Source organism: Dehalococcoides mccartyi, from assembly GCF_001889305.1.
Taxonomy (GTDB): domain Bacteria; phylum Chloroflexota; class Dehalococcoidia; order Dehalococcoidales; family Dehalococcoidaceae; genus Dehalococcoides; species Dehalococcoides mccartyi_A.
The window spans coordinates 103,589-125,401 of sequence record NZ_CP013074.1 but is presented as its reverse complement, the minus strand read 5'-3'; the positions used below and the strand labels follow the sequence as shown (position 1 = coordinate 125,401).

The window sequence follows — 21,813 nt, the reverse complement described above, 5'->3', positions numbered from 1 at the left end:
TATGCCTAAAGCATTTGTGAGTTTGAAATATTATCCGATACAACGCCGCACTTAACAAAAATTTGTTTTATTTTCATTTTCGAGTCATCAGGAATAATTTTTATACCATAACCAAAAGGGTTATTAACTGGGCTCTTAATAACTAAAGGATAAATATTTTTTAAGAATAACTTTTGACTTGTTTCAAATCCCTTAAGCATTCCATTAGTTATTCCGCAAATATAATCCACAAGTCGTATGCAACAGTTTTTGTCCGAATCTAGAAACATAATACTGTCAAATATATGTCGATATTTTTTAATAAATTGGGGATTCTCAAATTGGTTTTTATAAGCCTCGCTAATACCATTAGCATCATTCTTATTAAGAGAATCACAAAACAACAATCCAAGAATATCCTTATTAGTAAGTACCATTTCCAGCCGTTCCATTGCATTTATAATATGATAGTTTATCATGTCTGCTGTACTAAATTTCACATTCTCATTGGAACTTATTGTTAATATTACTTTTACATCATTGTCTTTGAGTAAATTTAAGCAACTTATTGTAAAACCCAATAAACTATCATAGCTATAATTCTTTAAGTACTCTAGAGATTTATTAATAGCCGAAGATTTTTTCTTTGTTTGAGTAATATATTCACTTATCTCTGACCATTTAACCTCTTTATTCGATGGAAAACCCATTTCCTTAAATAATTGTTCGTATCCAGCATAAATATTTTTCCAATTATTGGTATTAACAATTAAATTAGCTCTCACATAAAAAGGCGTATTTTTACAATGAATATTGCTGTCATTACCACCACAAGTGCCTGCTTCATCAGAAAATATCAAACAAGTTTCCATGGAAACCATTATATGTCCTAATTTGCAATCTAACAAATACTTTCAACTTCCCCTGATTAATCCCATAGCCAAACGCGGCTTGTCCTTTAATACCGGGCGGACTATAATCTATTTTCAAAGAAAGGAGTCCGCAATATGGGAACGTCATATGCTTACTTTAAAAAACAGATAATACCGCTGGAGGATGCCAAGATAGGGGTAATGACCCACGCCCTGCACTACGGCACCGGGGTATTTGAAGGTATCCGCGGCAACTGGAATAATGAAAAGAAGCAGATGTACATTTTCCGCCTGAAGGAGCACTATAACCGGTTGCTGACCGGTGCCAAAGTGCTCAAGATGAACCTGCCTTATACTGTGGACGAACTTTGCAAGATAACTATTGACCTTATAAAAAAGTGCGGCTTCAAGGAAGATATTTATATCCGCCCTTTAGCTTATAAAAGTTCCGAAACCTTCGGGGTCAGGCTGCACAATCTGGAATGTGATTTGCTGATTGTGGCCATACCCTGGGGCAGATATATAGACAAGGACACCTGCCACTGCTGTGTCTCCACCTGGCGCCGCCCTGACGATAACGTCATGCCTCCCCAGCTGAAATCAACCGGCATCTACTTGAATAACGCTTTTACCAAGACCGAAGCCGTGGAAAACGGCTTTGACGAAGGTATCATGCTGACCCCTGACGGGCATGTCTCCGAAGGCAGCGGCGAAAACCTGTTTATAGTCCGAAAGGGAAAGCTTATCACCCCGCCCATCTGTGACAGCATACTGGACGGCATTACCCGTAACTCTGTTATGGAACTGGCCGAAAAAGAGCTGGGGCTGGAGGTGCTTGAAAGAAGCATTGACCGGGTAGAGCTTTATATGGCGGAGGAATGTTTCCTTACCGGCACAGCTGCCCATTTAACCCCCGTTTCCGAAATTGACCACCGTAAGGTGGGTAACGGCGAAATCGGGCCTTTAACCGCTAAACTTAAAGATTTATATTTTGAAGCCATAAAGGGCAATATAGCCAAATATTCAAGCTGGTGCACCCCGGTTTATAACCTGTAAATAACCCTTGGGAGGGCACTATGTATACCGTTCTGTCACTCCTGATAGGATATTTGCTGGGTTCCATCCCCTCTGCTTATCTGATCACCCGCCGCATAGCCGGGCGGGATATACGCCAGTTGGGCGGGGGGAATGTGGGCGGCTTAAATACCTTCCGCGAAGTAGGCGCGGGAGCCGGCATTACTGTAGCGCTGATGGATATGGCCAAAGGCGCTTTGGCGGTTTCAGTTTCCTATTACCTGCTTGCCCAAAACACCCAGTGGGTTATCCTGACCGGCTTTGCAGCGGTAATCGGCCATAACTGGCCTATCTGGCTGGATTTCAAAGGCGGCAAAGGTTTGGGGCCTGCCTTCGGGGCAATGCTCTTTTTACTGCCTGTGTACGGGCTTCCCCAACAACTGCTTATACTGGCACTTTTAGTTTTTATACCTTTAGCCATTACCCGAAACGTAGCTTTGGCCACAGGAATAGCTCTTTTCAGCCTGCCATTTTTAGTCTGGTACGGCAGCTATTCCGAATTTGCTACCCTGATATCCGTTTTGCTCTTTTTGATGATAGGCATCAAGTTCGTACTGGACAACAGGAAAAGCCTGCGTGACCCGGCTAACCGCCGCAATTTGATAGTTGACCACTGGAAACGGCCGGATAAGGGCAGTTAGGCTTCTACCCGGGGGCGTTCTACCGGAGGTTTGTCCATCAGCTGGGTTTGAAAACGGATGGTCATACCCATTTTTTCCATATCTGCCACCAGACGCTTGGAATCTACCAGATGTCCCATATAATGCAGGCCGGAACGGCGGGCAGAGCCGTCTATATACTGTTTAAGGCAGGCTACCAGAGGTATAGCCGTAAACATATATGCATCTTTGTGGGAAAGCAATATATCCTGCCGTTCCCTTACCCCGCCCCGTTCGCCTCTGGCGGAAACTTTAATAGCCATACCGTAAGGCTGGCTGTCAAAATTGCGAAGTCCCCAGACCACCAGTCTGCCCAAAGAGCGTTTGGCCTCTTTGCCTAAAAAGCGAAGCCCAAGGTTCAAAAGGGGTATGCTTATCCAGTTGGTAAACCAGTTAAATCCGCCCAGATAAAAACCCAGCTCCTTGAGATTTGGATACATACCGGGCAGCGAACGCATTTCTTCAAGTGTCATAGGGCCGCAGGAAAAACGACCGAAAGGCCCGAAATTAAAGGTACGCGAAGTGCCGGGGCGAAACCAGCCCAGACGTTTCCAATGGTAATCCTTGTAAACATACGGCTGGTAATCGGAAAGCTGACGCATCACTTCGTTGGTGCGCTCTTCAGATATGGCTGATTTCCAGTTCTGGCAGATAATAGCCCCCACCGAAAGCTTTTCCAGGGTAGTAAAATCTTGGTGACTGAAATGCACCAAAGCCGAAGGCAGACCCGGTAGCGAGCCGGCCTCGGTTATGAAGCAGAGATTTGCATTATTTATCTTCTGGGAGAGCAGCTTCAGCTGATGCAGCTTGCGATCTGAATACTGGATATCAATATAATCAACTTTAGCTTCCAAAGCGGCAAAAGCAATCTGGCGGGCATATTCGGGCGTATTGGAAGCCACCACCACTATGTCCATACCGCAGAAAGCCTCTTTCAGGCTCTGGGGGTCTTCCACATTGAGCTTTACACCCTCTACCCGCTGGATGTTTTCCAACTGGTTCAGGCCTTCGGCTATATACTTGGCTTTCTCCAGATTCCTGCCTCCCAGAAAAATACGGGCATCTGTCTCCTGAAGGAGGAGCATAGCTATACAGCTGCCGGCATTGCCGTAACCGCCTATAATTAGTATATTCTTTGTCATATCTGCTTTTTTATCTCACAAATCAGCTGGTCAAGGGGTATGGTTGCCTGACCGACCTCTTTCATATTCCGAAGGACGGCACAACCCTGTTTCAGTTCTTCTTCACCCAGTATCACAGCCCAATCTGCACCCAGACTGTTGGCCTGCCTGAGCTGAGCTTTGATACTCTTTTGGGCATATGTCTGATATATACCTATACCCGCTTTACGCAGGTCTGATGCCAAAGCAACCGAAGCCAGAGAAGCGGCCTCTCCCATATAGGCCAGAAAAACCGAAGGGGAAGGCAATGACGGCGGGGTAATACCCTGCCGCTTCAGATTTAAAATAATCCGCTCAATACCGGTAGCAAAACCTATGGCCGGGGTAGACTCTCCGCCAAGCTGTTCTATCAGCCCGTCATAACGCCCGCCGCCGCCAATGGTACTCTGGGCGCCCTCTATACTGGGCTGGATTTCAAAAACAGTGCGGCTGTAGTAATCAAGACCCCTTACCAGACGGAAATTTTCATGGAAGGGCAAATCCACTACCATCAGGCACTCCTTCAGACGGTTATAGTGGGCAAGGCAGTCCGGGCAAAGGTAATCTGCGCTGCGGGGAGCATTTTCAGCCACGCACTGGCATTCCTCCCGCTTGCAGTCCAGCAGACGCAGGGTGTTTTTATCCAGACGGGTTTTACAGTCTGAACAAAGCTTGCCCTCATACCTCTGGTAATAAGCTTTAAGTGCCGAAATATAGGCAGGGCGGCACTCACGGCAGCCTATGCTGTTTAACTCCAGCGAAAGGTCATTGATACCCAGCAGATTGTAAAGACGCCAGGCCATTTCTATAACTTCGGCATCCAGCGAAGCATCAGCCTCGCCTATAGCCTCAAAACCAAACTGGTGGTGCTGGCGGTAACGCCCGGCCTGGGGGCGGTCATAACGGAAAATAGAGCTAAGATAATAAAGCTTGACCGGCTTGGTGCGGGTCTGCATGCCATGCTCAAGGTAAGCCCGGCAAATGGGGGCAGTCCCTTCAGGCCGCAAAGTCAGTTTGTCTCCGCCCCGGTCTTCAAAGGTATACATTTCCTTGGAAACAATATCTGTCCCCTCGCCAACACTCCTCACAAACAGCCCGGCATCTTCAAAAACGGGTGTATCTGTCTGCTGGTAGCCGTAAAGAGCGGCAATACGGGCGGCCTGCTGCCTGACAAAATGCCAGTAAGGCTGGTCTTCAGGCAGTATATCTTCTGTACCTCTGGGTGACTGGTACAAGCTATCTGTCTCCTTCAACTGTAAGTGTTCTCTATTATAGCCTTTAGTTAGGTCTGACGCCAGATTTTGTACACACCGCTGCCAGTGCGCTATACTTTTAGTTATTAAACCAAGGGCGGTATTTCAAGATGGAATTCGCCGATCTTAAAGAAAAGGCATCCAAATACCTTCCCCCGGAAAAACTGGTTTTTCTGGAGGAAGCCTATAACTATGCCGCCGCAGCCCATACCGGCCAGATGCGCAAATCCGGCGAACCCTTTATTGAACACCCCTTAAATGTAGCCTTGACTTTGGCTGACCTCCAGCTGGACGTTTCTACCCTTTCGGCTGCCCTGCTCCATGACGTACCCGAAGATGCCAACATCAGTCTGGAGCAGATAGATAAAAAGTTTGGTCCAGACGTAGCCAAACTGGTTGACGGGGTAACCAAACTGAGCAAGCTGGCACTTGGTCCGGCTATAGAAGACGCCCGCCGCCCCGGCGGCAATGCCAGTCTGCGTCAGGCTGAAAACCTGCGCAAAATGCTGGTGGCCATGTCCGAAGATTTGCGGGTGGTCTTTATAAAACTGGCAGACCGCTTTCACAATATGCGCACCCTTCAGGCACTTTCGGCTGAAAAACGCCGCAGTATTGCCAAAGAAACTATGGAAATCTACGCCCCCCTTGCTCACCGCCTAGGCATATGGGAGCTGAAATGGCAGCTTGAAGACCTGGCCTTCCGTTACCTTGACCCCCGCCATTACCGCCAGGTAGCCAATCTGGTAGATTCAAAACTTGCCCAGCGTAAAAATTATATTGAACATGTAAGTGCCATTCTCCAGAGCGAATTTGAGAAAAACGGGCTGAAGGTGGAACTTTCCGGCCGCCCCAAACACCTTTACAGCATTTATCAGAAAATGGAAAAATATGCCTCCCAGGGCAAACAGTTTGAAGATATTTATGACGTACTCGCCCTGAGGGTGCTGGTAAATGACATCCCGGACTGTTACCATGCCATAGGCATTGTGCACAGTTTGTGGCACCCCATACCGGGTGCGTTTGATGATTATATAGCCAACCCCAAACCGAACGGCTATCAGTCCCTGCATACCGCCGTTATGAGTTTAGGCACTACCCCGCTTGAAGTTCAGGTACGCACTTACCAGATGCACCATATTGCCGAATACGGTGTGGCCGCCCACTGGCGTTATAAAACCGCCGGTAAAGAAGACGTAAACTTTGAAGACCGTATCGGCTGGCTGAGACAGCTTATTGAGTGGCATAGGGATATGCGCGGTGCCGAAGAATTTCTGGAATCCGTCAAGACCGATATTTTCAACGACCAGGTCTTTGTCTTTACCCCCAAAGGCGAAATAAAAGACCTGGCCAAAGGGGCTACCCCCATAGACTTTGCCTACCGTATACATACCGAACTGGGCAACCGCTGTATAGGTGCCAAAGCAAACGGGCGGCTGGTACCGCTGGACTACCAGCTTAAAAACGGTGAGGTAGTGGAAATAGTCACCACCAAAAAGGACCGCGGCCCAAGCCGTGACTGGCTGAATGCCAATATGGGTTATATAAAAACCCATCACGCCCGCGAAAAGATACTGGCCTGGTTCAAGAAACAGGAACGGACTGAAAACCTGGAACGCGGACGGGAGCTGCTGGAAAAAGAGCTTAAGCATATCGGCATAAAAACAGTTGACCGTGAGGCTTTGGCCAAAGCCTTCAAATACGAAAATGCAGATGAATTTCTGGCAGCTATAGGCTACGGAGCAGTTTCAGTCCATCAGGTATCCATGAAACTCCTCAGCCAGCAGGAGCAGCCGCGGGTGGTCGCACCCCCTCTCCAGACGGCCAAGCCTTCCTCCCAGAGCAGTGTTTCAGTGATGGGCACCGGTTCTCTTTTAACCAATATTGCCAAATGCTGCAACCCTGTACCCGGTGACGATATAATAGGTTATGTAACCCGTAACCGGGGTGTTACAGTACACCGCCAAGACTGCCACAATATTCTCCACGAGGAAGAAAGGGAGAGACTGGTGAGCGTAGACTGGGGTATGCCCAAAGAGGAACTTTATCCGGCATCTATGCGTATTCAGGCATGGGACAGGGTAGGTCTGGTACGGGATGTCTCTACTGTGGTAGCCGAAGAGAAAATCAGTATCCTTTCCATGACCGTAACTGAAAATGACGATAAAACTACCACTCTTTCCATGACAGCCCAGATAAAAAGCCTTTCCCAGCTGACCAGATTAATGGCCAAACTGGAGGGTATACGCGGCATAATCAGTATCAACCGGGTGGGTACTGACGGCTCAAGGTCCGGTTGATTTTCAGCTGCCGTCCAAAGCTGGCCTGTAGCTGATTTCTTTACCCCTTTAACCCTCTGTGCTATAATTGGATATCTAATGAAAGCTTTTAGAGTCTGTCAAAATCCACCTCTGAAACCTCTCTTTTTTTGTCTCTTTTCACGGAGCCTTTATCTCTGCCTCCTCTCCTTTATGTATTTTAAGCCACAGGATGAAATGAAATTATGTTAGATGTAAATAAAGCCAAACCGGGTGCAAATTCAGAAAACTATACCGCCAGTGATATCCAGGTACTTGAAGGTCTGGCCGCTGTCCGCAAAAGACCGGGCATGTATATCGGCTCTACTGACCAGCGCGGTTTGCATCACCTGGTTTATGAAATTGTTTATAACAGCGTAGATGAAGCTATGGCCGGGGTATGCGACCGGATTAAGGTTATCATGTTTAAAGACGGCAGCGTCAGCGTTGAAGACAACGGCCGCGGTATCCCGGTGGACATTCACCCCGTAACCAAGATTTCCGCCCTGGAAACGGTTATGACCGTACTCCACGCCGGTGCCAAATTCGGCGGCAAGACCTATCAGGTATCCGGCGGTCTGCACGGGGTAGGTGCGTCAGTAGTAAACGCTCTGGCCGAATGGACTACGGTCAAGGTCAGGCGCAACGGCAAAATCTACCAGCAAAGCTACCAACGCGGCAAGCCCAGCACCCCGCTGGAAGAAATAGGTGTATCAGACGGTTCCGGCACCACCACTATATTTAAAGCGGATTCACAGATATTTTCCACTACGGAATATGACTTTGAGATCCTAACCGACCGCCTGCGGGAAATAACCTACCTCAACAAAGGGCTTGAAGTATATATTTATGACGAACAATCTGACCAGGAGCGTACGTATTATTTTGAGGGCGGTATCACCGGCTTCGTCCGTCACTTAAACCGCAATCGCGAAGTGCGCCACCGCCAGCCCATTTATATAACCAAAAAATCAGACAGCACCATTCTGGAAGTAGCCATCCAGTACAATGACGGCTACTCGGATTCTACCCTTACCTTTGCCAACTGTGTAAATACCATTGACGGCGGCACTCATCTTACCGGTTTCCGTTCCGCCCTGACCCGGGCTTTCAATGACTACGCCCACAAGTCAAAATTCCTTAAAGACACAGACCCGAACCTGATGGGTGATGACGTGCGCGAAGGCATAGTAGCCATTGTCAGCGTCAAACTGCCCGAACCCCAGTTTGAAGGACAGACCAAAGGCAAACTGGGCAATATTGAAATAAAGAGCTTCGTGGAAAGCGCCGTTGCCGAACAGCTTTCCCTTTATCTGGAAGAACACCCTGATGATACCAAACGCATATTAGAAAAATGTATCACCGCCGCCAAGGCCCGTGAAGCCGCCCGCAAGGCCCGCGATCTTATTATCCGCAAGAGTGCTCTGGATACAGGCACCCTGCCGGGCAAGCTTGCGGATTGTTCGGAACGGGATGCTTCACTGTGTGAACTCTTTCTGGTAGAAGGTGACTCGGCCGGTGGTTCAGCCAAACAGGGCCGTAACCGCCGCTTCCAGGCTATACTCCCATTACGGGGTAAAATTTTAAACGTAGAAAAGGCCTCACCGGACAAGATGCTGGCCCACGAAGAAATCAGGGCTATCATTACCGCTCTGGCTGCAGGCATAGATAATGATTTTGACCCCGCAAAATTGCGCTACAACCGCCTGGTACTCATGACAGATGCTGACGTGGACGGCTCACATATACGGACACTCCTTTTGACCTTTTTCTTCCGCCATATGCCCCGCCTTATCACCGAAAGCCATTTGTTCATTGCCCAGCCGCCTCTTTACAAAATAAAAATAGGCAGCACCGAACACTGGGTATACAATGATGCCGAAAAAGAAACTTTGCTTTCCCAAACCAAGAGCACCAAAGTAGATATCCAGCGGTATAAAGGTCTGGGTGAAATGAGTGCCGAACAACTCTGGAGGACTACCATGGATCCCGCAAGCCGCACCCTGCTTGAAGTAAAAGTGGAAGATGCCGCCAAGGCTGACCAGATTTTTAACCTGCTGATGGGCGGTGAAGTGGCTCCCCGCAAGGCCTTTATCCAGTCCCATTCCAAAACAGTTAAGAATCTGGATATCTAAGGCTGAAATAAAGCCTTTGAAAACAGCTAAGGGGCGTCTTAAGACGCCCCTTATTTTTTGTCTGACGTTAAAATAGCGGCTTTATTGCCTATGGTACAGACCGTGCTCTTTGATATAAGCAGCCACTGCCTCAGGCACCAGATGTTCCACGCCCTGTCCGTTTTCCACCCTTTCCCTTACCAGAGACGAAGAGACATCTACCTCCGGCTTGGACAGCATAATAAGGCTCTGCTGCAAACAGGGCAGTTTATCATCCAGTTCGTCTACATCCGGTTTCACCTGCCCTATCCGGGGTACAGCCACCAGCTGGCAGAGCCGTATTATTTCCGGAGCTTTATGCCAGCGCGGCAAAGCCTCCAGATTATCCCAGCCCAATATAAAGTAAAGTTCGGTCTTTTCGGGCAGAATAAGCTTCAGGTCGTTTAAAGTATCTGCCGTATAGGTAGGCCCGCTTCGTTTTATTTCAATATCCATAACCCTGAAATAGGGCTTGCCGGATATAGCCAGTTTAACCATGTTTAGGCGGTCTGTTGCCGGGCTGATAGTCTTGTCCGCTTTGTAATATGGTTGGCCGGTGGGTATAAAAATAATCTCATCCAACCCCAGCCTCTTTTTTACCTCTTCTGCCAGTATCAGGTGGCCGGTATGAATGGGGTCAAAAGTCCCCCCCAATATGCCTGTTTTTAAAGATACCATTCCATCCTGCCGGTTATAATCTTCTGGCCGATAACTGCCCCGGCCTTTATTAAAGCCTGCTGGACATTCCGGTGTTTTAGAAGCACCATTATCTGCCGCCTGACCTCCAAATCTTCAATATCAGAGTGCTCAATAATACGTTCAATTTCAGGCGCTTCAACCTGCCAGCCGTCTTCCAGGCGGGTTATACGGAAACCCATTTTTCCCTTGGGGGCAGGCCTGAACACCTTGATTTCATGGTCAATTTCTGTTTCAGGTGCATCTGCCGCTTTAAGAATAGCCAGCTTTTCAGCTACTTTAGTTAAAAGCACCTCCACCCCTTCGCCTGTCAGGGCAGAAATAAAAAATACCTCCAGCCCGGCTTCTTTAAAGATCTCTGTCAACTCTTCCCGTCTAAGCTGTACCAGTTCGTCATCTATTTTATTTACCGCCACCACCTGTGGACGTTCCGACAAAGAGGCGTCATAAAGGTACAGCTCGCTGTTGACCTTTATCATATCGTCTATGGGGTTATCCGAAGTCCCGTCCAGCAGGTGGATAACCATGCGGGTACGGGAAATATGACGCAAAAAGTCATGACCAAGCCCCCTGCCAAGATGGGCGTCTTCAATAAGGCCGGGTACTTCCGCCATAACAAAGGCACCCTCCGGCCTTTGAATTACACCCATCACCGGTGACAGTGTAGTAAACGGGTAGTTAGCCACCCTGGGTTTGGCCGCAGTAAGCAGTGAAAGCAGTGAAGACTTACCCACATTCGGATAGCCGATAATAGCCACATCGGCAATCAGTTTCAGTTCCAATATCAGCTCATATTCGCCGCCCGGCTGGCCTTTCTGAGCCAGCATGGGGGCTTGGTTGGTGGATGAAACAAAGTGGGTATTACCCAGTCCGCCCTGTCCCCCGCGGGCTATCAGAGTACAGTCTCCGTCAGCGGCCAAATCAGCCAGAACCCGTTTCTGGCCGTTTTCTTCCACAATAGTAGCAACCGTACCAACCGGCACTTTTATCACCAGGTCAGCCCCGTTGTGGCCGGTACAGCGGCTGCCCATACCATTCTCGCCATTGGCCGCCTTGTGCACCCGTTTATGCTTAAAATTTAAAAGGCTGTAAAGCCCGGAATCAGCTTCCAGATATACATTGCCCCCATCCCCGCCATCGCCCCCGTCCGGCCCGCCGTAAGGAACGAATTTTTCACGGCGGAAACTGACCTTGCCGCTGCCGCCATCTCCAGCCTTTATCCTTATCTCTACTCTGTCAAACATATCAAAACACCTTATCTAAAAAGTTATCAAACTCTTCGGTTATCGAAATCCCATTAACTTTAACTTGTTTGTTTTTTAAGTATATCAGAAATACTAATAATAAGGCTTTACGAGTAAAAACTCTATTTTAAGCACAGAGTGCGTTTTCCAAAGCAGAGTTCCCGTAAAGTTATAGAAAATTTAGTCCAGTTATCGAAAAATATAACAAAGTTATAGAACTACTGTCTAAAAATAATAGAAAAACCGGCAAAAGCGTTTGGCAAACAGCCTGTTATTAAGGGGAAACTATCAACTGCGGAAGGGGCGGCAAGAAACAGCGGATTACAGGTATCAAGGAAGACGCTGCTGGGAAAGGTGGTTTTGAACCTCAGACATTTTCAGGCGAAGAAAAGCGCTGTTTTCCAGCTCCAGCTGGATTTTATCGCAGGCGTGGCTGACGGTGGAAGCGCTTCTTCCCCCCAAAGACTGGCCTATTTCTACCAGAGAGGCCGAATTCTGCTGCTTAAGCATAAACATGGCAAACTGACGGGCCAGAGCCGTATCTTTGTCACGGGCGGCACCCAAAAGTTCGGTTGTCGGTACTTGAAATACCTGGGATACGGCTGAAATTATATTACCGGGACGGAGAGGGCTGTTTTCCCTGATCGGGCGTGAGCCGATATCTGAAAGGGCTCTGGCGGCCAGATCAGGGGTAATGGTTGCCCTTAACAGGCGGGCATAAGCCAGCACCCGGTTAAGGCTGCCTTCCAATTCACGGATATTATGCTTTACTTCCTGTGCCAGATACTCCAGGGTATCCATATTAAGTTCGGCACCGGATTGCTCGGCTTTAAGCTGTAAAAGCTCAAAGCGGGTTTTTTCATCAGGCGGTTCAATCTCAATAGTCAGCCCCCACTCAAAACGGGAACGCAATCTTTCGGCCAGCTGGGGCAGTGACTTTGGGGGTGAATCCGCTGAAATAACTATCTGGCGGTTGGAGTTATGCAGGTCATTAAAGGTATGGAACAGGCATTCTTCGGTCTGCTCCTTGCCGCCGATAAACTGGACATCATCCAGCAGCAATAAATCTACATCCCGGTAGCGGGCACGGAACTCTTCTGTCTGGCCGTTTCGGATAGATGATATAAAATCAGTGGTAAACTGTTCCCCGCTGACATACAGGGCCTTGCGGCGGTTTAAGTTTGCCAGATGGCCGATAGCCTGTAAAAGATGGGTCTTGCCTAAACCGGCTGCCGCATAGATATAAAGCGGGTTGTAGCTCTTGCCGGGATTCTGGGCGGCGGCCAGCGAAGCGGCATGAGCCAGGCGGTTGCAGGAGCCCACTATAAAGGATTCAAAGGTGTAACGGGGGTTAAAGGGCGAAACAGTTTTCTCTCTGGCTGTTTGGGGAGCGCTAGCCTGTACCTGAGCGGACTGGACAAGCTGGAAACCCAGCTCAACCGGGCTGTGGGTAATATTTATCAGGGTTTTTTCAATCAGCGAACGCTGATTGATCTCTAGATATTCGGCTACAAAAGTATTGGGAACGCCTATAATAAACTCACTGCCATCGTACTTAAGGCCGACAGTTTTGGCAAACCAGGTGCGGAAATTGGGCTTGTTTACCTGAAGTTCAATTTCCCCCAGGGCTGTTTCCCACAGTTCTTGTGCAGGCCGAATAGACAAAAATATCCCTCCCAGTAATTAAACCGTGTTTGAAATCAAGGGGGTAAGCACTCTACCATGAAAATGATCCACCCCTGTAAGAATAAGTACCAATCTGTTAAAGACTAGATAAATAGTAACAATGGCGGTTGACAACAAGCAAGGTGCCTGTGGCAGGGATAGAAGGTCACTTGACACTCCCTTACTCTCCAAATCTCACTGATATGTCTGTTTTTAGCCTCTTTCTGCCCTCATAGGTGCATAAATCAAAATAAAGTTGTTATGGTAATTAGGCGGTGTTACAATGGCGGTGATGAATGAACTCAGGATTGTTTTTATGGGCAGCCCCGAATTTGCCCTTACTCCGCTTAAGATGCTCCTTGTCGAAGGATATGATATCTGCGGGGTTTATACCCAGCCTGACCGTCCGGCCGGGCGGGGGCGTGAGCTTTGTCCTCCCCCGGTAAAGGCACTGGCACTGGAACACGGACTGGCGGTTTACCAGCCCCAAAGCCTTAAGAAACCTGAAGAGCAGGCAGTCTTAAGTGAGCTTAAGCCGGATGTAATAGTAGTGGCGGCTTATGGCCTTATCTTGCCCCAGACGGTGCTGGATATACCCGCATACGGGGTCTTAAATATCCACCCCTCCCTGCTGCCCCGTTACCGAGGGGCAACCCCGGTGGCCGCAACTCTGCTGGGGGGTGACGAATGGGCCGGCGTTTCCCTGATGAAACTGGAAGCCGGGCTGGATACCGGGCCGGTTTATTCCCGGGCTGCGATACCTGTCCGCCCGGAAGATACCACACCGCTTTTGGCTGACAAACTGGCCTTTATCGGCGGCTGTCTGCTTTTAGAGTTATTAAGCCGGATTCCCTCTTTGCCCCAGCCGGAGCTTCAGGATAATGCAAAGGCCACTTATTTCGGTATGGTCACTAAGGAAATGGGGCAGGTAAACTGGCAGACTCCGGCAGCGGAAATTGAACGGCGGGTAAGGGCTTTTTTCCCCTGGCCGGGTGTTTTTACTTTATATAATCAAAAGACCCTGAAAATACTGGAAGCAAGCCCCCAAAATCTGGGTTTGGGCTTACAGTCGTCTCAGGTCAGGGTTTATGAAGGTGACAGAATAATGGTCGGCTCAGCTTCGGGAGAGCTTGAGATAATCCGGCTTCAGCTGGAGGGCAAAGCCGCCTGCTCTGCGGCAGATTTCCTGCGCGGTCAGCGCCACTTTGACGGGGCTTATCTGGGGGTTTAGCAAGCCCGCTTCAGCTGGCGGGCTAAATAAGTCACCTGGCACATTTCTTCCAAAGCAAAGGTGTATTTCAGGGCTTCTTCAATAGTTTCCCCTATGGCAAAGCTGCCATGCCCGGCTACTACTATAATCTTGCGATTTTCAAGTGCCTGGGCTGCTTCTTCCGCCATACCGCCGGGGTGAACCCTCTCCCCGAAACCGATAACCGGTATAGCCCCCATACAATAAAGTCCCTCACCGCAGTCCGGTATTATTTCCGCCTCAAGCAGGGAAAGGGCGGCCGCATACGGCGGGTGGGCATGGACTATGGCTTTGGCGGAAGTGCGGCGGTAAATAGCCCGGTGTACCGGCAGTTCACTTGAAGCAAGTGGGGTAAACTGGTCATCATAATCTATACCTGTAAGTATCAGGTCTGTTTCGGCAAAGAGGGGCAGCGAACTGCCTGTTCTGGTTATGTAAAGCTCGTCCTGCTGTCTCTGGCTAAGGTTGCCGGAGTGCGAAGAAACCAGCCCCCTGCTGAAAAGCAGTTTTCCGGCCTGTATAAACCAGTTCAGGGTTTCAGGGGGTATTTGTCTATTCAAAGCCGGCTTGTCCCCTAATCCATCTGGCGGATTACAGCTATAACCCGCCCCTGTATTTCAACATTATCCGGCTGGGTATATATGGGCGGCATAGTGCGGTTGGCCGGTTGCAGGCGCACCCTGCCCGGTTCCATATAAACCTTTTTCAGGGTGACTTCTTTCTGGTCTTTCAGCCAGACAGCAGCCGTTTCGCCGTTGTCCACTGTTTGGGTGTGCTGCATTATTACCAGGTCTCCGTCATTTATCAAATCTTCTATCATGGAGACGCCCTTAACCCGCAAAGCGTAGATATTCTCCCGGCCGCGGGTAAGGTCTTCGGTCACCTCTATATTTTCGTCAGAAGTGACTACCGCAAAGCTGTCTGATTCGGGAACGGGTATGGGGATGCCGGCGGCAATCTGGCCGATAACCGGTATGCTTATACGCCCTTCTTCGGTTTCTTCCGTGCCCACCAGCTCAATCCCGCGGGATATCTCAGCCTGACGGCGGATAAGCCCCATTTTCTGCAGGATTTTCAGATTATAATCAACCACAGAGGTAGAGCTGATATTACAGCCGTTTACAATATCCCGTATGCTGGGGGGATATCCGTAACGGCGGCGGAAACGGGCAATAAAATCTATCATAGCCCGCTGTCTGGTGGTCAGTTTCAAAGTCAACTCTGTCCCCGCATAAGAACACTTGTTCTACATAATAAATCAAAAACACCTTCCCTGTCAATACACAAAGGAAGGTGAAAAACGCAAATAAAAAGCGGAGTTATTTAGCGGCTTGGTTGAGCTTTTTCATCAGGCGGCTTTTGCGGCGGGCGGCGTTTTTGGGGTGAAGAATGCCCTTTTCGGCAGCCTTATCTAAAGTGCTCTGAGCGGACACAGCAGCGGCTTCAGCTTCGGTTAGCGAACCGGCGTCAACCAGTTTCTTGACCTTGGTCAGGCTGGTCTTTACCTGGCTCTTGGCCCGGCGGTTCTCCTGACGGTTGGCATCTGCTACGCGCAAAGCTTTTTCCGCAGATTTTGTGTTAGGCAAGTGAGTCTACCTCCAATAAAATGTACCTATGGAATATAGCAAATATGCAACCCAAATGCAACCGCAGGCACACCGCCTTTATCGGCTGGGATATTTCTGTTAAAATATAATATATTTATGTAACCTAAGGAGCATATCATGTTTTTGTATCTGCTGTTTATGCTGCCTCCCCTGGCGCTGATGCTGTATGCCCAGTGGCGGGTAAGCAGTTCTTTTAAAAAATATTCCAAAGTGGGCAATCTGGCCGGTCTCAGCGGTCTTCAGGCGGCCAGACGGCTGCTGGACGAACACGGGCTGGGAAATGTTCAGGTGGAGCTTACCAAGGGCAAGCTTTCAGACCACTATGACCCCAGAGCCAAGGTACTCAGGCTGTCTCCCGAAGTAGCTAATACCGCTTCGGTGGCTTCTATAGGTATTGTTGCCCATGAAGTAGGCCATGCCGTTCAGGACAGGGAGTTTTACGCCCCCCTGAAAGTCCGTAATTCCCTTTTCCCGGTGGCCAGTTTCGGCAGTCAGTTCGGTTTCATTCTGGTACTGGTGGGTTTGTTCCTGTATGGCTTCTCTTTGTCCTTCGGGCTTCCGGTTGCCTGGGCGGGGGTTGCTTTATTTGCGGTGGCGGTAATATTTTCGCTCATTACCCTGCCGGTGGAGTTTAACGCTTCCAGCAGGGCCATGGCTATGCTTAGCGGCGGCTCACTGGTTTCGGTCAGAGAGTCAGCTGGGGTCAAAGCAGTATTGGGTGCGGCAGCCCTTACTTACGTGGCGGCTTTGCTTCAGGCGGTAGGCCAGCTGCTTTATTTTGTGCTTATGCTGGTAGGGTTCGGGCGGAGAGACTAAATATTTAATCCGACGCTTATCCATTCAAAGCCCCGCCCTAAAGCGGGGCTTTTTCTTGTCAAGCTAAGGGTTATAAACGTATAATCACACCAGTAGTCTTAGGGGGTATGCCATGAAACAGCCGCAAGACCTGCGCAGTTTTGAAAGTTTGCAGGAGATTCTGCATATGCTTCGCAGTCCGGAGGGGTGTCCCTGGGACAGGGCGCAGACCCATAAATCCATGCGGGACAGCCTGCTTGAAGAAACCTATGAAGTGCTGGAATCCTTGGACGCAGAAGACACGGGGCGTTTTTGCGGTGAGCTGGGTGATTTGCTCCTCCAGATAGTTTTCCATGCTGAAATCGGCGCTGAAGCCAAAGAGTTTAACATGGGTGACGTGATAGAGGCTATAAATACCAAGCTTATCCGCCGCCATCCCCATGTATTCAGTCAGTCTAAATTTACGTCTCCGGCTGAAGTTCTGCATAACTGGGAGGAGATTAAAAAGACTGAACGCGGTCATGACAAGCCCATGCTTTCCGGTGTACCCAAACAGCTGCCGGCTCTGAGTTACAGTCAGGAAATACAGGGACGGGTGGCCAGAGTGGGTTTTGACTGGAAAGAAGACGAAGGGGTGCTGGAAAAGCTGGGAGAAGAAATAGCCGAATACGGCTCTGCCCCTACCCTTTCTGAAAAAGAAAAGGAATTCGGGGATATACTCTTTACCCTGGCCAATTATGCCCGCAGACAGGGTATAGATTTGGAGTCTGCCCTCAGGGGGGCGAATAAACGTTTTTACAGCCGCTTTGAACACATGGAAGAACTTTGCCGGAACATGGGCAAAGATATATCTAAACTGAGCTTTACCGAGCAGAATGAACTCTGGCAGGCGGCTAAAAAGAAAGAAAACGGGGAAAAAGCAGATTAGAATGGTCGGGGCGAGAAGATTCGAACTTCCGGCCTCAGCGTCCCGAACGCTGCGCGCTAACCAGGCTGCGCTACGCCCCGCCAGATTTACTATTATAGAGACAATTGCTTATAAGGGCAACTTGAAGCTAAAGCAAGCAGGGGTTAAATAAAATGAAATATTGCGTACTTATTACTGACGGTGCTTCCGGCTGGGGGCTTAAGGAACAGGGCGGCAAAACCGCACTGGAACTGGCTCGCACCCCCAATCTGGATAAAATGGCCAAAAACGGCTTTATGGGCCAAAGTGCCAATGTGCCGCATGGAATGGAGCCTTCGTCTGCCTGTGCCTGCATGTCCCTGCTGGGGTATGACCCCGAAATATATTATAAAGGGCGGGCGGCTATAGAGGCGGTCAGCATGGGGGTAGATGTTGCCCCTGACGAGGTTGTTTTCCGCTGTAATCTGGTGTCTGTAATAGACGGCAAAATGGCCAGTTACTCGGCCGGGCATATTTCCAGCGAAGAGGCTGCCGAACTGCTTGAGGCAGTAGCCAAAGAGCTTGGCAGTGAGCGGGTAAAGTTTTACCCCGGGGTAAATTACCGCCACCTGCTTAAACTAAAGGGCATGGGTGATACGGCCAAAGCGCTCTGCACCCCTCCCCACGATATTTCCGACCGTGAGGTATCCCCGTATTTGCCGCAGGGTGAGGGCAGCCTTATTTTAAACCAGCTTATCAGCTCCTCCCAGCAGATACTCAAAGACCACCCGCTAAACCTCCGCCGCCAGAGTCAGGGTAAACTGCCGGCTAATTCCATCTGGCTGTTTTGGGGCAGCGGCCCTATCCCGCCCATGCCCTCTTTCAAAAAGGCTTACGGGCTGGATGCAGTTTTAAATTCAGGTGTGGATTTGCTGCGGGGGCTGGGTATTATGATGAATATGAAAATACTGGAATTAAACGGCATAACAGACGGCCTTAACAATGATTTTTCCGGCCAGATGCGGGGCGGCCTTTTGGCACTTGGGGATAATGACCTGGCGGTAATCCATGTAGAAGCGCCGGATGAAGCCGGTCATGCCGGCAGCCTGGCAGATAAAGTAAAGGCAATAGAGCTTATAGATGAGCTTATGGTTGGCCAGCTTCTGGCTTATCCCGGAGATATACGGGTGCTGGTTACGCCGGACCACCCTACCCCGCTTGAACTTAAAACCCATGTGGCAGAGCCGGTACCCTTCCTGATGTGGGGCAAAGGTTTTGCCTCTAACGGTGTCTACCGCTTTACAGAGAAAGAAGCGGCTAAAACAGGTATAATATTTGAAAAGGGCTGCAATCTGATGCAGACTTTTCTCAAGTAGATTTAGTTAGAGGTAGATAAATATGCCCAGAGAAGATGACAGATACCGGAACGCCATGTACAACGGGCATCCCCCGGCCTGTACCTGTGTGGATTGCACCCGCAGGCGGCTGGCTGGAAATGCCCGCCGCAAGAGCGTGGAACGCAGCCTTTTTACCTGGATTATAGTCGGGGCGGTGGTTTTGGTGATAATCATGTTTGTTCTTTGGTGGGGCAGCCGCGCCTGAGCCTTTTATTTTCAGGCTAAAGGTTTATAATATAGGACAAAATCCGGCTTTTAAGCCTGCGCAGTCAACAAAACGGACAGGCAAAATATAAACAGATTGTTTGGGGTTTAGTATGGCAATTGTAGTTCATAAATACGGCGGCACTTCGGTTGGTGATGCTGAAAGAATTAAACACGTAGCCAAGCGGATTATTGCCGCCCGCCAGAAGGGCAGCGATGTAGTGGCGGTGGTTTCGGCTATGGGAGACACCACAGATGACCTGATTGCCCTTGCCCACAAGCTTAATGACTGTCCCGAACCGCGGGAAATGGACGTTTTGCTTTCTACCGGTGAAATAGTCTCAAGCACCCTGTTGGCTATGGCGCTTAAAAATATGGGGCAGGATGCGATTAGCCTTTCAGGCCAGCAGGCGGGTATACGCACAGATTCGGCTCATTCAAAAGCCCGAATCACCGGCATTGACCCCAAGCGTATTCATGAAGAGCTGGACAAAGGCAGGGTTGTCATCGTGGCCGGTTTTCAGGGTATTTCGGACTGCCAGGATATTACCACCCTGGGGCGTGGCGGTTCTGATACCACTGCGGTTGCTCTGGCGGCTAGTCTGGGTGCCAGCAGATGCGAACGTTATACAGACGTGGATGGCGTTTATACCGCTGACCCCCGCCTGATACCGGATGCCCGGCGTCTTTCGGAAATAAGTTATGAAGAAATGCTGGAACTTTCGTCTTACGGGGCAAAAATAATGCACCCGCGAGCGGTGGAAATAGGTCAGGTGTACAATATACCTATTCTGGTAGCTTCCAGTTTTAATGAAAATCCCGGCACACTGATACATGGAGGGGAAAATATGGAAATACGAAACAAGGTCAGCGGTATAGCCCATGATTTTGAGGTTGCCAAGATAACCATACTAGGGGTGCCTGACAAGCCGGGCATAGCGGCCGGTCTTTTTGCACCTCTGGCCAAAGCCGGAGTCAGCGTGGATACAATAGTCCAGAACTCCAGCCAGGACCATATAACAGACCTCACCTTTACAGTAACCAAGTCAGATTTGGGCAAGGCGCTGGAGGTTATAGGTCCTATTGCCAAGGAAATTCAGGCCAGAGAAGTGCTGAGTGATTCCAAGATAGGTAAAGTCAGTATTATCGGTACGGGTATGTTAAATGCCCCCGGTTATGCCGCCCGCATGTTCAAAGCTTTGTCAGATGCCGGTATAAATATTTTGCTAATTTCCACTTCGGAAATTCGCATAACCTGCATTATAGAAGAAGACAAGGTAAAAGATGCGGTAAGGGCTATACACAAAGCCTTTGAGATGGAAAAAGACTAGAGGTTTCAAAGGATATAAACGAAAGATTTAATCTGTATAAAAAGAGAGTGGCTGCTTTAGGCAGCCACTACTTCTTTGACTTCGGGTATTTCGCGCTTCAGGATACGCTCAATGCCGTTTTTCAGGGTCATTGTAGACATGGGGCAGCCGGCACAAGCGCCAACCAGTTTTACTTTTACTACTCCGTCCACAACATCTACCAGTTCAACATTGCCGCCGTCGGCTTCCAGGGCCGGTCTGATTTTATCCAGAACGGCTTCTACTTTTTCCAGCATTAGTAGCTCCTTCCAGCAGTATAAAAATTATTAAAACACCTATAAATTACAGTACCATAGCATAGAAATGGTGTCAATTTGCCCGCCTGAAAAGCGAATTTTTAAGCTATTTGGAGTATAATAACCAGATAACGGGTTTCTCATACTTGTAGACGGGTTTAGCATACAGTAAAATAACTACTCGTTTAGCAAATAACTAAAAATGAGGAATCTATGGCATATCAAGAAGAGGAACAGCTAAGACTCAAGCGCCAGAGCAGTAAACAGGCTGTAAGTTTAGCCATGGAAGGACGCTGGCAAGAGGCGGTGGAGGTTAATAAAAAAATTATTGACCAGTTCCCGAATGATGTGGAAGCATTTAACCGTCTGGGGCGGGCCTATCTGGAGCTGGCTATTTATCCGGAGGCTATTGCTGCCTATACCCGTGCCAGAGAAATAGATCCTTATAATGTAATAGCTGAAAAAAATCTGCACCGGCTGGAAGTACTCAGCAAGGAAAATACAACGGCTGGGCCGGTCATTCACCGGGTTCAGCCCCAGGATTTTCTTGAAGAAATCGGCAAAGCCGGGGTAATAAACCTGACCCGTCTGGCTCCCAAAGGGGTACTGGCCAGAATCGTAGCTGGTGACCAGCTTTGTCTGCGGATAGACGGTGCGAATCTGTGGGTGGAAAACTGCGGCGGGGAAGTGCTGGGTATGGTTGATATACCTACTTCCAAGCGGCTGATAAAACTGATGAAGGGCGGCAATAAATATTCAGCCACCGTCATCAGTTCCAATGAAGAAAAACTGGTGGTTATTATCAGGGAAACCTTCCAGCATCCCTCGCAGATGGGTATACCTTCATTCTCGTCCAGAGGGCTTTCCAAGAGCTCTGCCGGCACCGAGCCTGATGAGAGTGACAAGGAAGAAGGCGGATACGAGATAGAAGTAGATGAAACTGAACTGATGGCAGAAGAAGCTGAGGCTGAAAGCCAGACATATACTGATGATGAAAACGAGGGTGATCTGGAGGTTTAG

At 49.1% G+C, this 21,813-nt stretch carries 21 protein-coding genes and 1 tRNA gene; 11 read left to right on the top strand and 11 right to left on the bottom strand.

Going from position 1 to position 21,813, the window contains the following annotated elements; all coding sequences use genetic code 11:
* Positions 1-5 precede the first annotated feature (5 nt).
* Positions 6-860, bottom strand: coding sequence for a DUF3800 domain-containing protein (locus ASJ33_RS00655; RefSeq protein ID WP_041330319.1), 855 nt, complete (start codon positions 858-860; stop codon positions 6-8).
* 126 nt (positions 861-986) lie between these two features.
* Between ASJ33_RS00655 and ASJ33_RS00650 the strand changes: the two genes are divergently transcribed.
* Together ASJ33_RS00650 and ASJ33_RS00645 are read left to right on the top strand one after the other, a co-directional pair.
* Complete coding sequence (locus ASJ33_RS00650; protein WP_041330317.1) at positions 987-1,907, top strand: branched-chain amino acid transaminase; 921 nt, start codon at positions 987-989, stop codon at positions 1,905-1,907.
* A 20-nt stretch (positions 1,908-1,927) separates the two neighbouring features.
* A complete protein-coding gene (locus ASJ33_RS00645) occupies positions 1,928-2,566 on the top strand; it encodes a glycerol-3-phosphate acyltransferase (RefSeq protein ID WP_072555458.1) in 639 nt (212 codons plus the stop codon).
* On the opposite strand, the gene ASJ33_RS00640 is transcribed toward ASJ33_RS00645, so the two are convergent.
* Together ASJ33_RS00640 and hisS are read right to left on the bottom strand one after the other, a co-directional pair.
* Entirely contained in the window at positions 2,563-3,726 is a 1,164-nt protein-coding gene (locus ASJ33_RS00640) for a saccharopine dehydrogenase family protein (RefSeq protein WP_041330315.1), read from the bottom strand. The two genes, ASJ33_RS00645 and ASJ33_RS00640, sit on opposite strands and share 4 nt — an antisense overlap.
* Complete coding sequence (gene hisS / locus ASJ33_RS00635) at positions 3,723-4,997, bottom strand: histidine--tRNA ligase (RefSeq protein WP_236886605.1); 1,275 nt, start codon at positions 4,995-4,997, stop codon at positions 3,723-3,725. The genes ASJ33_RS00640 and hisS overlap by 4 nt, the downstream gene beginning before the upstream one ends.
* Before the next feature lie 110 nt (positions 4,998-5,107).
* Here hisS and ASJ33_RS00630 point away from each other — a divergent pair, with 110 nt between their 5' ends.
* A complete protein-coding gene (locus ASJ33_RS00630; protein WP_012881365.1) occupies positions 5,108-7,294 on the top strand; it encodes a RelA/SpoT family protein in 2,187 nt (728 codons plus the stop codon).
* Between the two features lie 203 nt (positions 7,295-7,497).
* Positions 7,498-9,426 (top strand): DNA topoisomerase (ATP-hydrolyzing) subunit B, encoded by a 1,929-nt coding sequence (gene gyrB, locus ASJ33_RS00625; protein ID WP_041330311.1) that lies wholly within the window; start codon positions 7,498-7,500, stop codon positions 9,424-9,426.
* A gap of 81 nt (positions 9,427-9,507) precedes the next feature.
* Here gyrB and nadD read toward each other — a convergent pair whose 3' ends face one another.
* From nadD to dnaA, 3 genes are all read right to left on the bottom strand, one after another.
* A complete protein-coding gene (gene nadD / locus ASJ33_RS00620) occupies positions 9,508-10,122 on the bottom strand; it encodes a nicotinate-nucleotide adenylyltransferase (RefSeq protein WP_041330309.1) in 615 nt (204 codons plus the stop codon).
* Entirely contained in the window at positions 10,110-11,384 is a 1,275-nt protein-coding gene (gene obgE / locus ASJ33_RS00615) for a GTPase ObgE (RefSeq protein WP_041330307.1), read from the bottom strand. The genes nadD and obgE overlap by 13 nt, the downstream gene beginning before the upstream one ends.
* 330 nt (positions 11,385-11,714) lie before the next feature.
* Positions 11,715-13,049, bottom strand: coding sequence for a chromosomal replication initiator protein DnaA (dnaA, locus tag ASJ33_RS00610; protein WP_041330305.1), 1,335 nt, complete (start codon positions 13,047-13,049; stop codon positions 11,715-11,717).
* 283 nt (positions 13,050-13,332) lie between these two features.
* On the opposite strand from dnaA, the gene fmt reads away from it, so the two are divergent.
* A complete protein-coding gene (fmt, locus tag ASJ33_RS00605) occupies positions 13,333-14,280 on the top strand; it encodes a methionyl-tRNA formyltransferase (RefSeq protein ID WP_023652959.1) in 948 nt (315 codons plus the stop codon).
* Here fmt and ASJ33_RS00600 read toward each other — a convergent pair.
* The 3 genes from ASJ33_RS00600 to rpsT form a co-directional block, all read right to left on the bottom strand.
* Positions 14,277-14,858 (bottom strand): aldolase, encoded by a 582-nt coding sequence (locus ASJ33_RS00600; protein ID WP_041331637.1) that lies wholly within the window; start codon positions 14,856-14,858, stop codon positions 14,277-14,279. The genes fmt and ASJ33_RS00600 overlap by 4 nt on opposite strands.
* A gap of 14 nt (positions 14,859-14,872) precedes the next feature.
* A complete protein-coding gene (lexA, locus tag ASJ33_RS00595; protein WP_012882749.1) occupies positions 14,873-15,517 on the bottom strand; it encodes a transcriptional repressor LexA in 645 nt (214 codons plus the stop codon).
* A gap of 100 nt (positions 15,518-15,617) precedes the next feature.
* On the bottom strand, positions 15,618-15,884 hold the full coding sequence (gene rpsT / locus ASJ33_RS00590; protein WP_010937308.1) for a 30S ribosomal protein S20: 267 nt from the start codon (positions 15,882-15,884) through the stop codon (positions 15,618-15,620).
* 138 nt (positions 15,885-16,022) lie between these two features.
* On the opposite strand from rpsT, the gene ASJ33_RS00585 reads away from it, so the two are divergent.
* Positions 16,023-16,721: a zinc metallopeptidase gene (locus tag ASJ33_RS00585; RefSeq protein WP_041331636.1), complete on the top strand. Its 699-nt coding sequence runs from the start codon at positions 16,023-16,025 to the stop codon at positions 16,719-16,721.
* A gap of 112 nt (positions 16,722-16,833) precedes the next feature.
* The gene (gene mazG / locus ASJ33_RS00580) at positions 16,834-17,628 is read left to right on the top strand and encodes a nucleoside triphosphate pyrophosphohydrolase (RefSeq protein ID WP_041331635.1); all 795 of its coding nucleotides are present in this window, start codon (positions 16,834-16,836) and stop codon (positions 17,626-17,628) included.
* 2 nt (positions 17,629-17,630) lie between these two features.
* Here the strand turns inward: mazG and ASJ33_RS00575 are convergent.
* A tRNA-Pro gene (locus ASJ33_RS00575) sits at positions 17,631-17,708 on the bottom strand.
* A gap of 72 nt (positions 17,709-17,780) precedes the next feature.
* Between ASJ33_RS00575 and ASJ33_RS00570 the strand changes: the two genes are divergently transcribed.
* The 3 genes from ASJ33_RS00570 (at position 17,781) to ASJ33_RS00560 (ending at position 20,518) form a co-directional block, all read left to right on the top strand.
* Positions 17,781-18,962 carry a cofactor-independent phosphoglycerate mutase gene (locus tag ASJ33_RS00570; protein WP_041331634.1) on the top strand — a complete coding sequence of 394 codons (1,182 nt, stop codon included), beginning with the start codon at positions 17,781-17,783 and terminating at the stop codon, positions 18,960-18,962.
* 22 nt (positions 18,963-18,984) lie between these two features.
* On the top strand, positions 18,985-19,188 hold the full coding sequence (locus ASJ33_RS00565) for a hypothetical protein (protein WP_012882745.1): 204 nt from the start codon (positions 18,985-18,987) through the stop codon (positions 19,186-19,188).
* Positions 19,189-19,300: 112 nt separating this feature from the next.
* Complete coding sequence (locus ASJ33_RS00560) at positions 19,301-20,518, top strand: aspartate kinase (RefSeq protein WP_012882744.1); 1,218 nt, start codon at positions 19,301-19,303, stop codon at positions 20,516-20,518.
* 56 nt (positions 20,519-20,574) lie between these two features.
* Here the strand turns inward: ASJ33_RS00560 and ASJ33_RS00555 are convergent, their stop codons facing one another.
* The gene (locus ASJ33_RS00555; RefSeq protein ID WP_012882743.1) at positions 20,575-20,793 is read right to left on the bottom strand and encodes a NifU family protein; all 219 of its coding nucleotides are present in this window, start codon (positions 20,791-20,793) and stop codon (positions 20,575-20,577) included.
* 213 nt (positions 20,794-21,006) lie between these two features.
* Between ASJ33_RS00555 and ASJ33_RS00550 the strand changes: the two genes are divergently transcribed.
* The gene (locus ASJ33_RS00550) at positions 21,007-21,813 is read left to right on the top strand and encodes a tetratricopeptide repeat protein (protein WP_023652950.1); all 807 of its coding nucleotides are present in this window, start codon (positions 21,007-21,009) and stop codon (positions 21,811-21,813) included.

What these genes read in the sequence shown, in the direction of transcription:
- ASJ33_RS00655 (WP_041330319.1), bottom strand. Translation starts at nt 860, where the DNA reads ATGGTTTCCATGGAAACTTGTTTGATATTTTCTGATGAAGCAGGCACT.
- ASJ33_RS00650 (WP_041330317.1), top strand. Translation starts at nt 987, where the DNA reads ATGGGAACGTCATATGCTTACTTTAAAAAACAGATAATACCGCTGGAG.
- ASJ33_RS00645 (WP_072555458.1), top strand. Translation starts at nt 1,928, where the DNA reads ATGTATACCGTTCTGTCACTCCTGATAGGATATTTGCTGGGTTCCATC.
- ASJ33_RS00640 (WP_041330315.1), bottom strand. Translation starts at nt 3,726, where the DNA reads ATGACAAAGAATATACTAATTATAGGCGGTTACGGCAATGCCGGCAGC.
- ASJ33_RS00630 (WP_012881365.1), top strand. Translation starts at nt 5,108, where the DNA reads ATGGAATTCGCCGATCTTAAAGAAAAGGCATCCAAATACCTTCCCCCG.
- gyrB (WP_041330311.1), top strand. Translation starts at nt 7,498, where the DNA reads ATGTTAGATGTAAATAAAGCCAAACCGGGTGCAAATTCAGAAAACTAT.
- nadD (WP_041330309.1), bottom strand. Translation starts at nt 10,122, where the DNA reads ATGGTATCTTTAAAAACAGGCATATTGGGGGGGACTTTTGACCCCATT.
- obgE (WP_041330307.1), bottom strand. Translation starts at nt 11,384, where the DNA reads ATGTTTGACAGAGTAGAGATAAGGATAAAGGCTGGAGATGGCGGCAGC.
- fmt (WP_023652959.1), top strand. Translation starts at nt 13,333, where the DNA reads ATGGCGGTGATGAATGAACTCAGGATTGTTTTTATGGGCAGCCCCGAA.
- ASJ33_RS00585 (WP_041331636.1), top strand. Translation starts at nt 16,023, where the DNA reads ATGTTTTTGTATCTGCTGTTTATGCTGCCTCCCCTGGCGCTGATGCTG.
- mazG (WP_041331635.1), top strand. Translation starts at nt 16,834, where the DNA reads ATGAAACAGCCGCAAGACCTGCGCAGTTTTGAAAGTTTGCAGGAGATT.
- ASJ33_RS00570 (WP_041331634.1), top strand. Translation starts at nt 17,781, where the DNA reads ATGAAATATTGCGTACTTATTACTGACGGTGCTTCCGGCTGGGGGCTT.
- ASJ33_RS00565 (WP_012882745.1), top strand. Translation starts at nt 18,985, where the DNA reads ATGCCCAGAGAAGATGACAGATACCGGAACGCCATGTACAACGGGCAT.
- ASJ33_RS00560 (WP_012882744.1), top strand. Translation starts at nt 19,301, where the DNA reads ATGGCAATTGTAGTTCATAAATACGGCGGCACTTCGGTTGGTGATGCT.
- ASJ33_RS00555 (WP_012882743.1), bottom strand. Translation starts at nt 20,793, where the DNA reads ATGCTGGAAAAAGTAGAAGCCGTTCTGGATAAAATCAGACCGGCCCTG.
- ASJ33_RS00550 (WP_023652950.1), top strand. Translation starts at nt 21,007, where the DNA reads ATGGCATATCAAGAAGAGGAACAGCTAAGACTCAAGCGCCAGAGCAGT.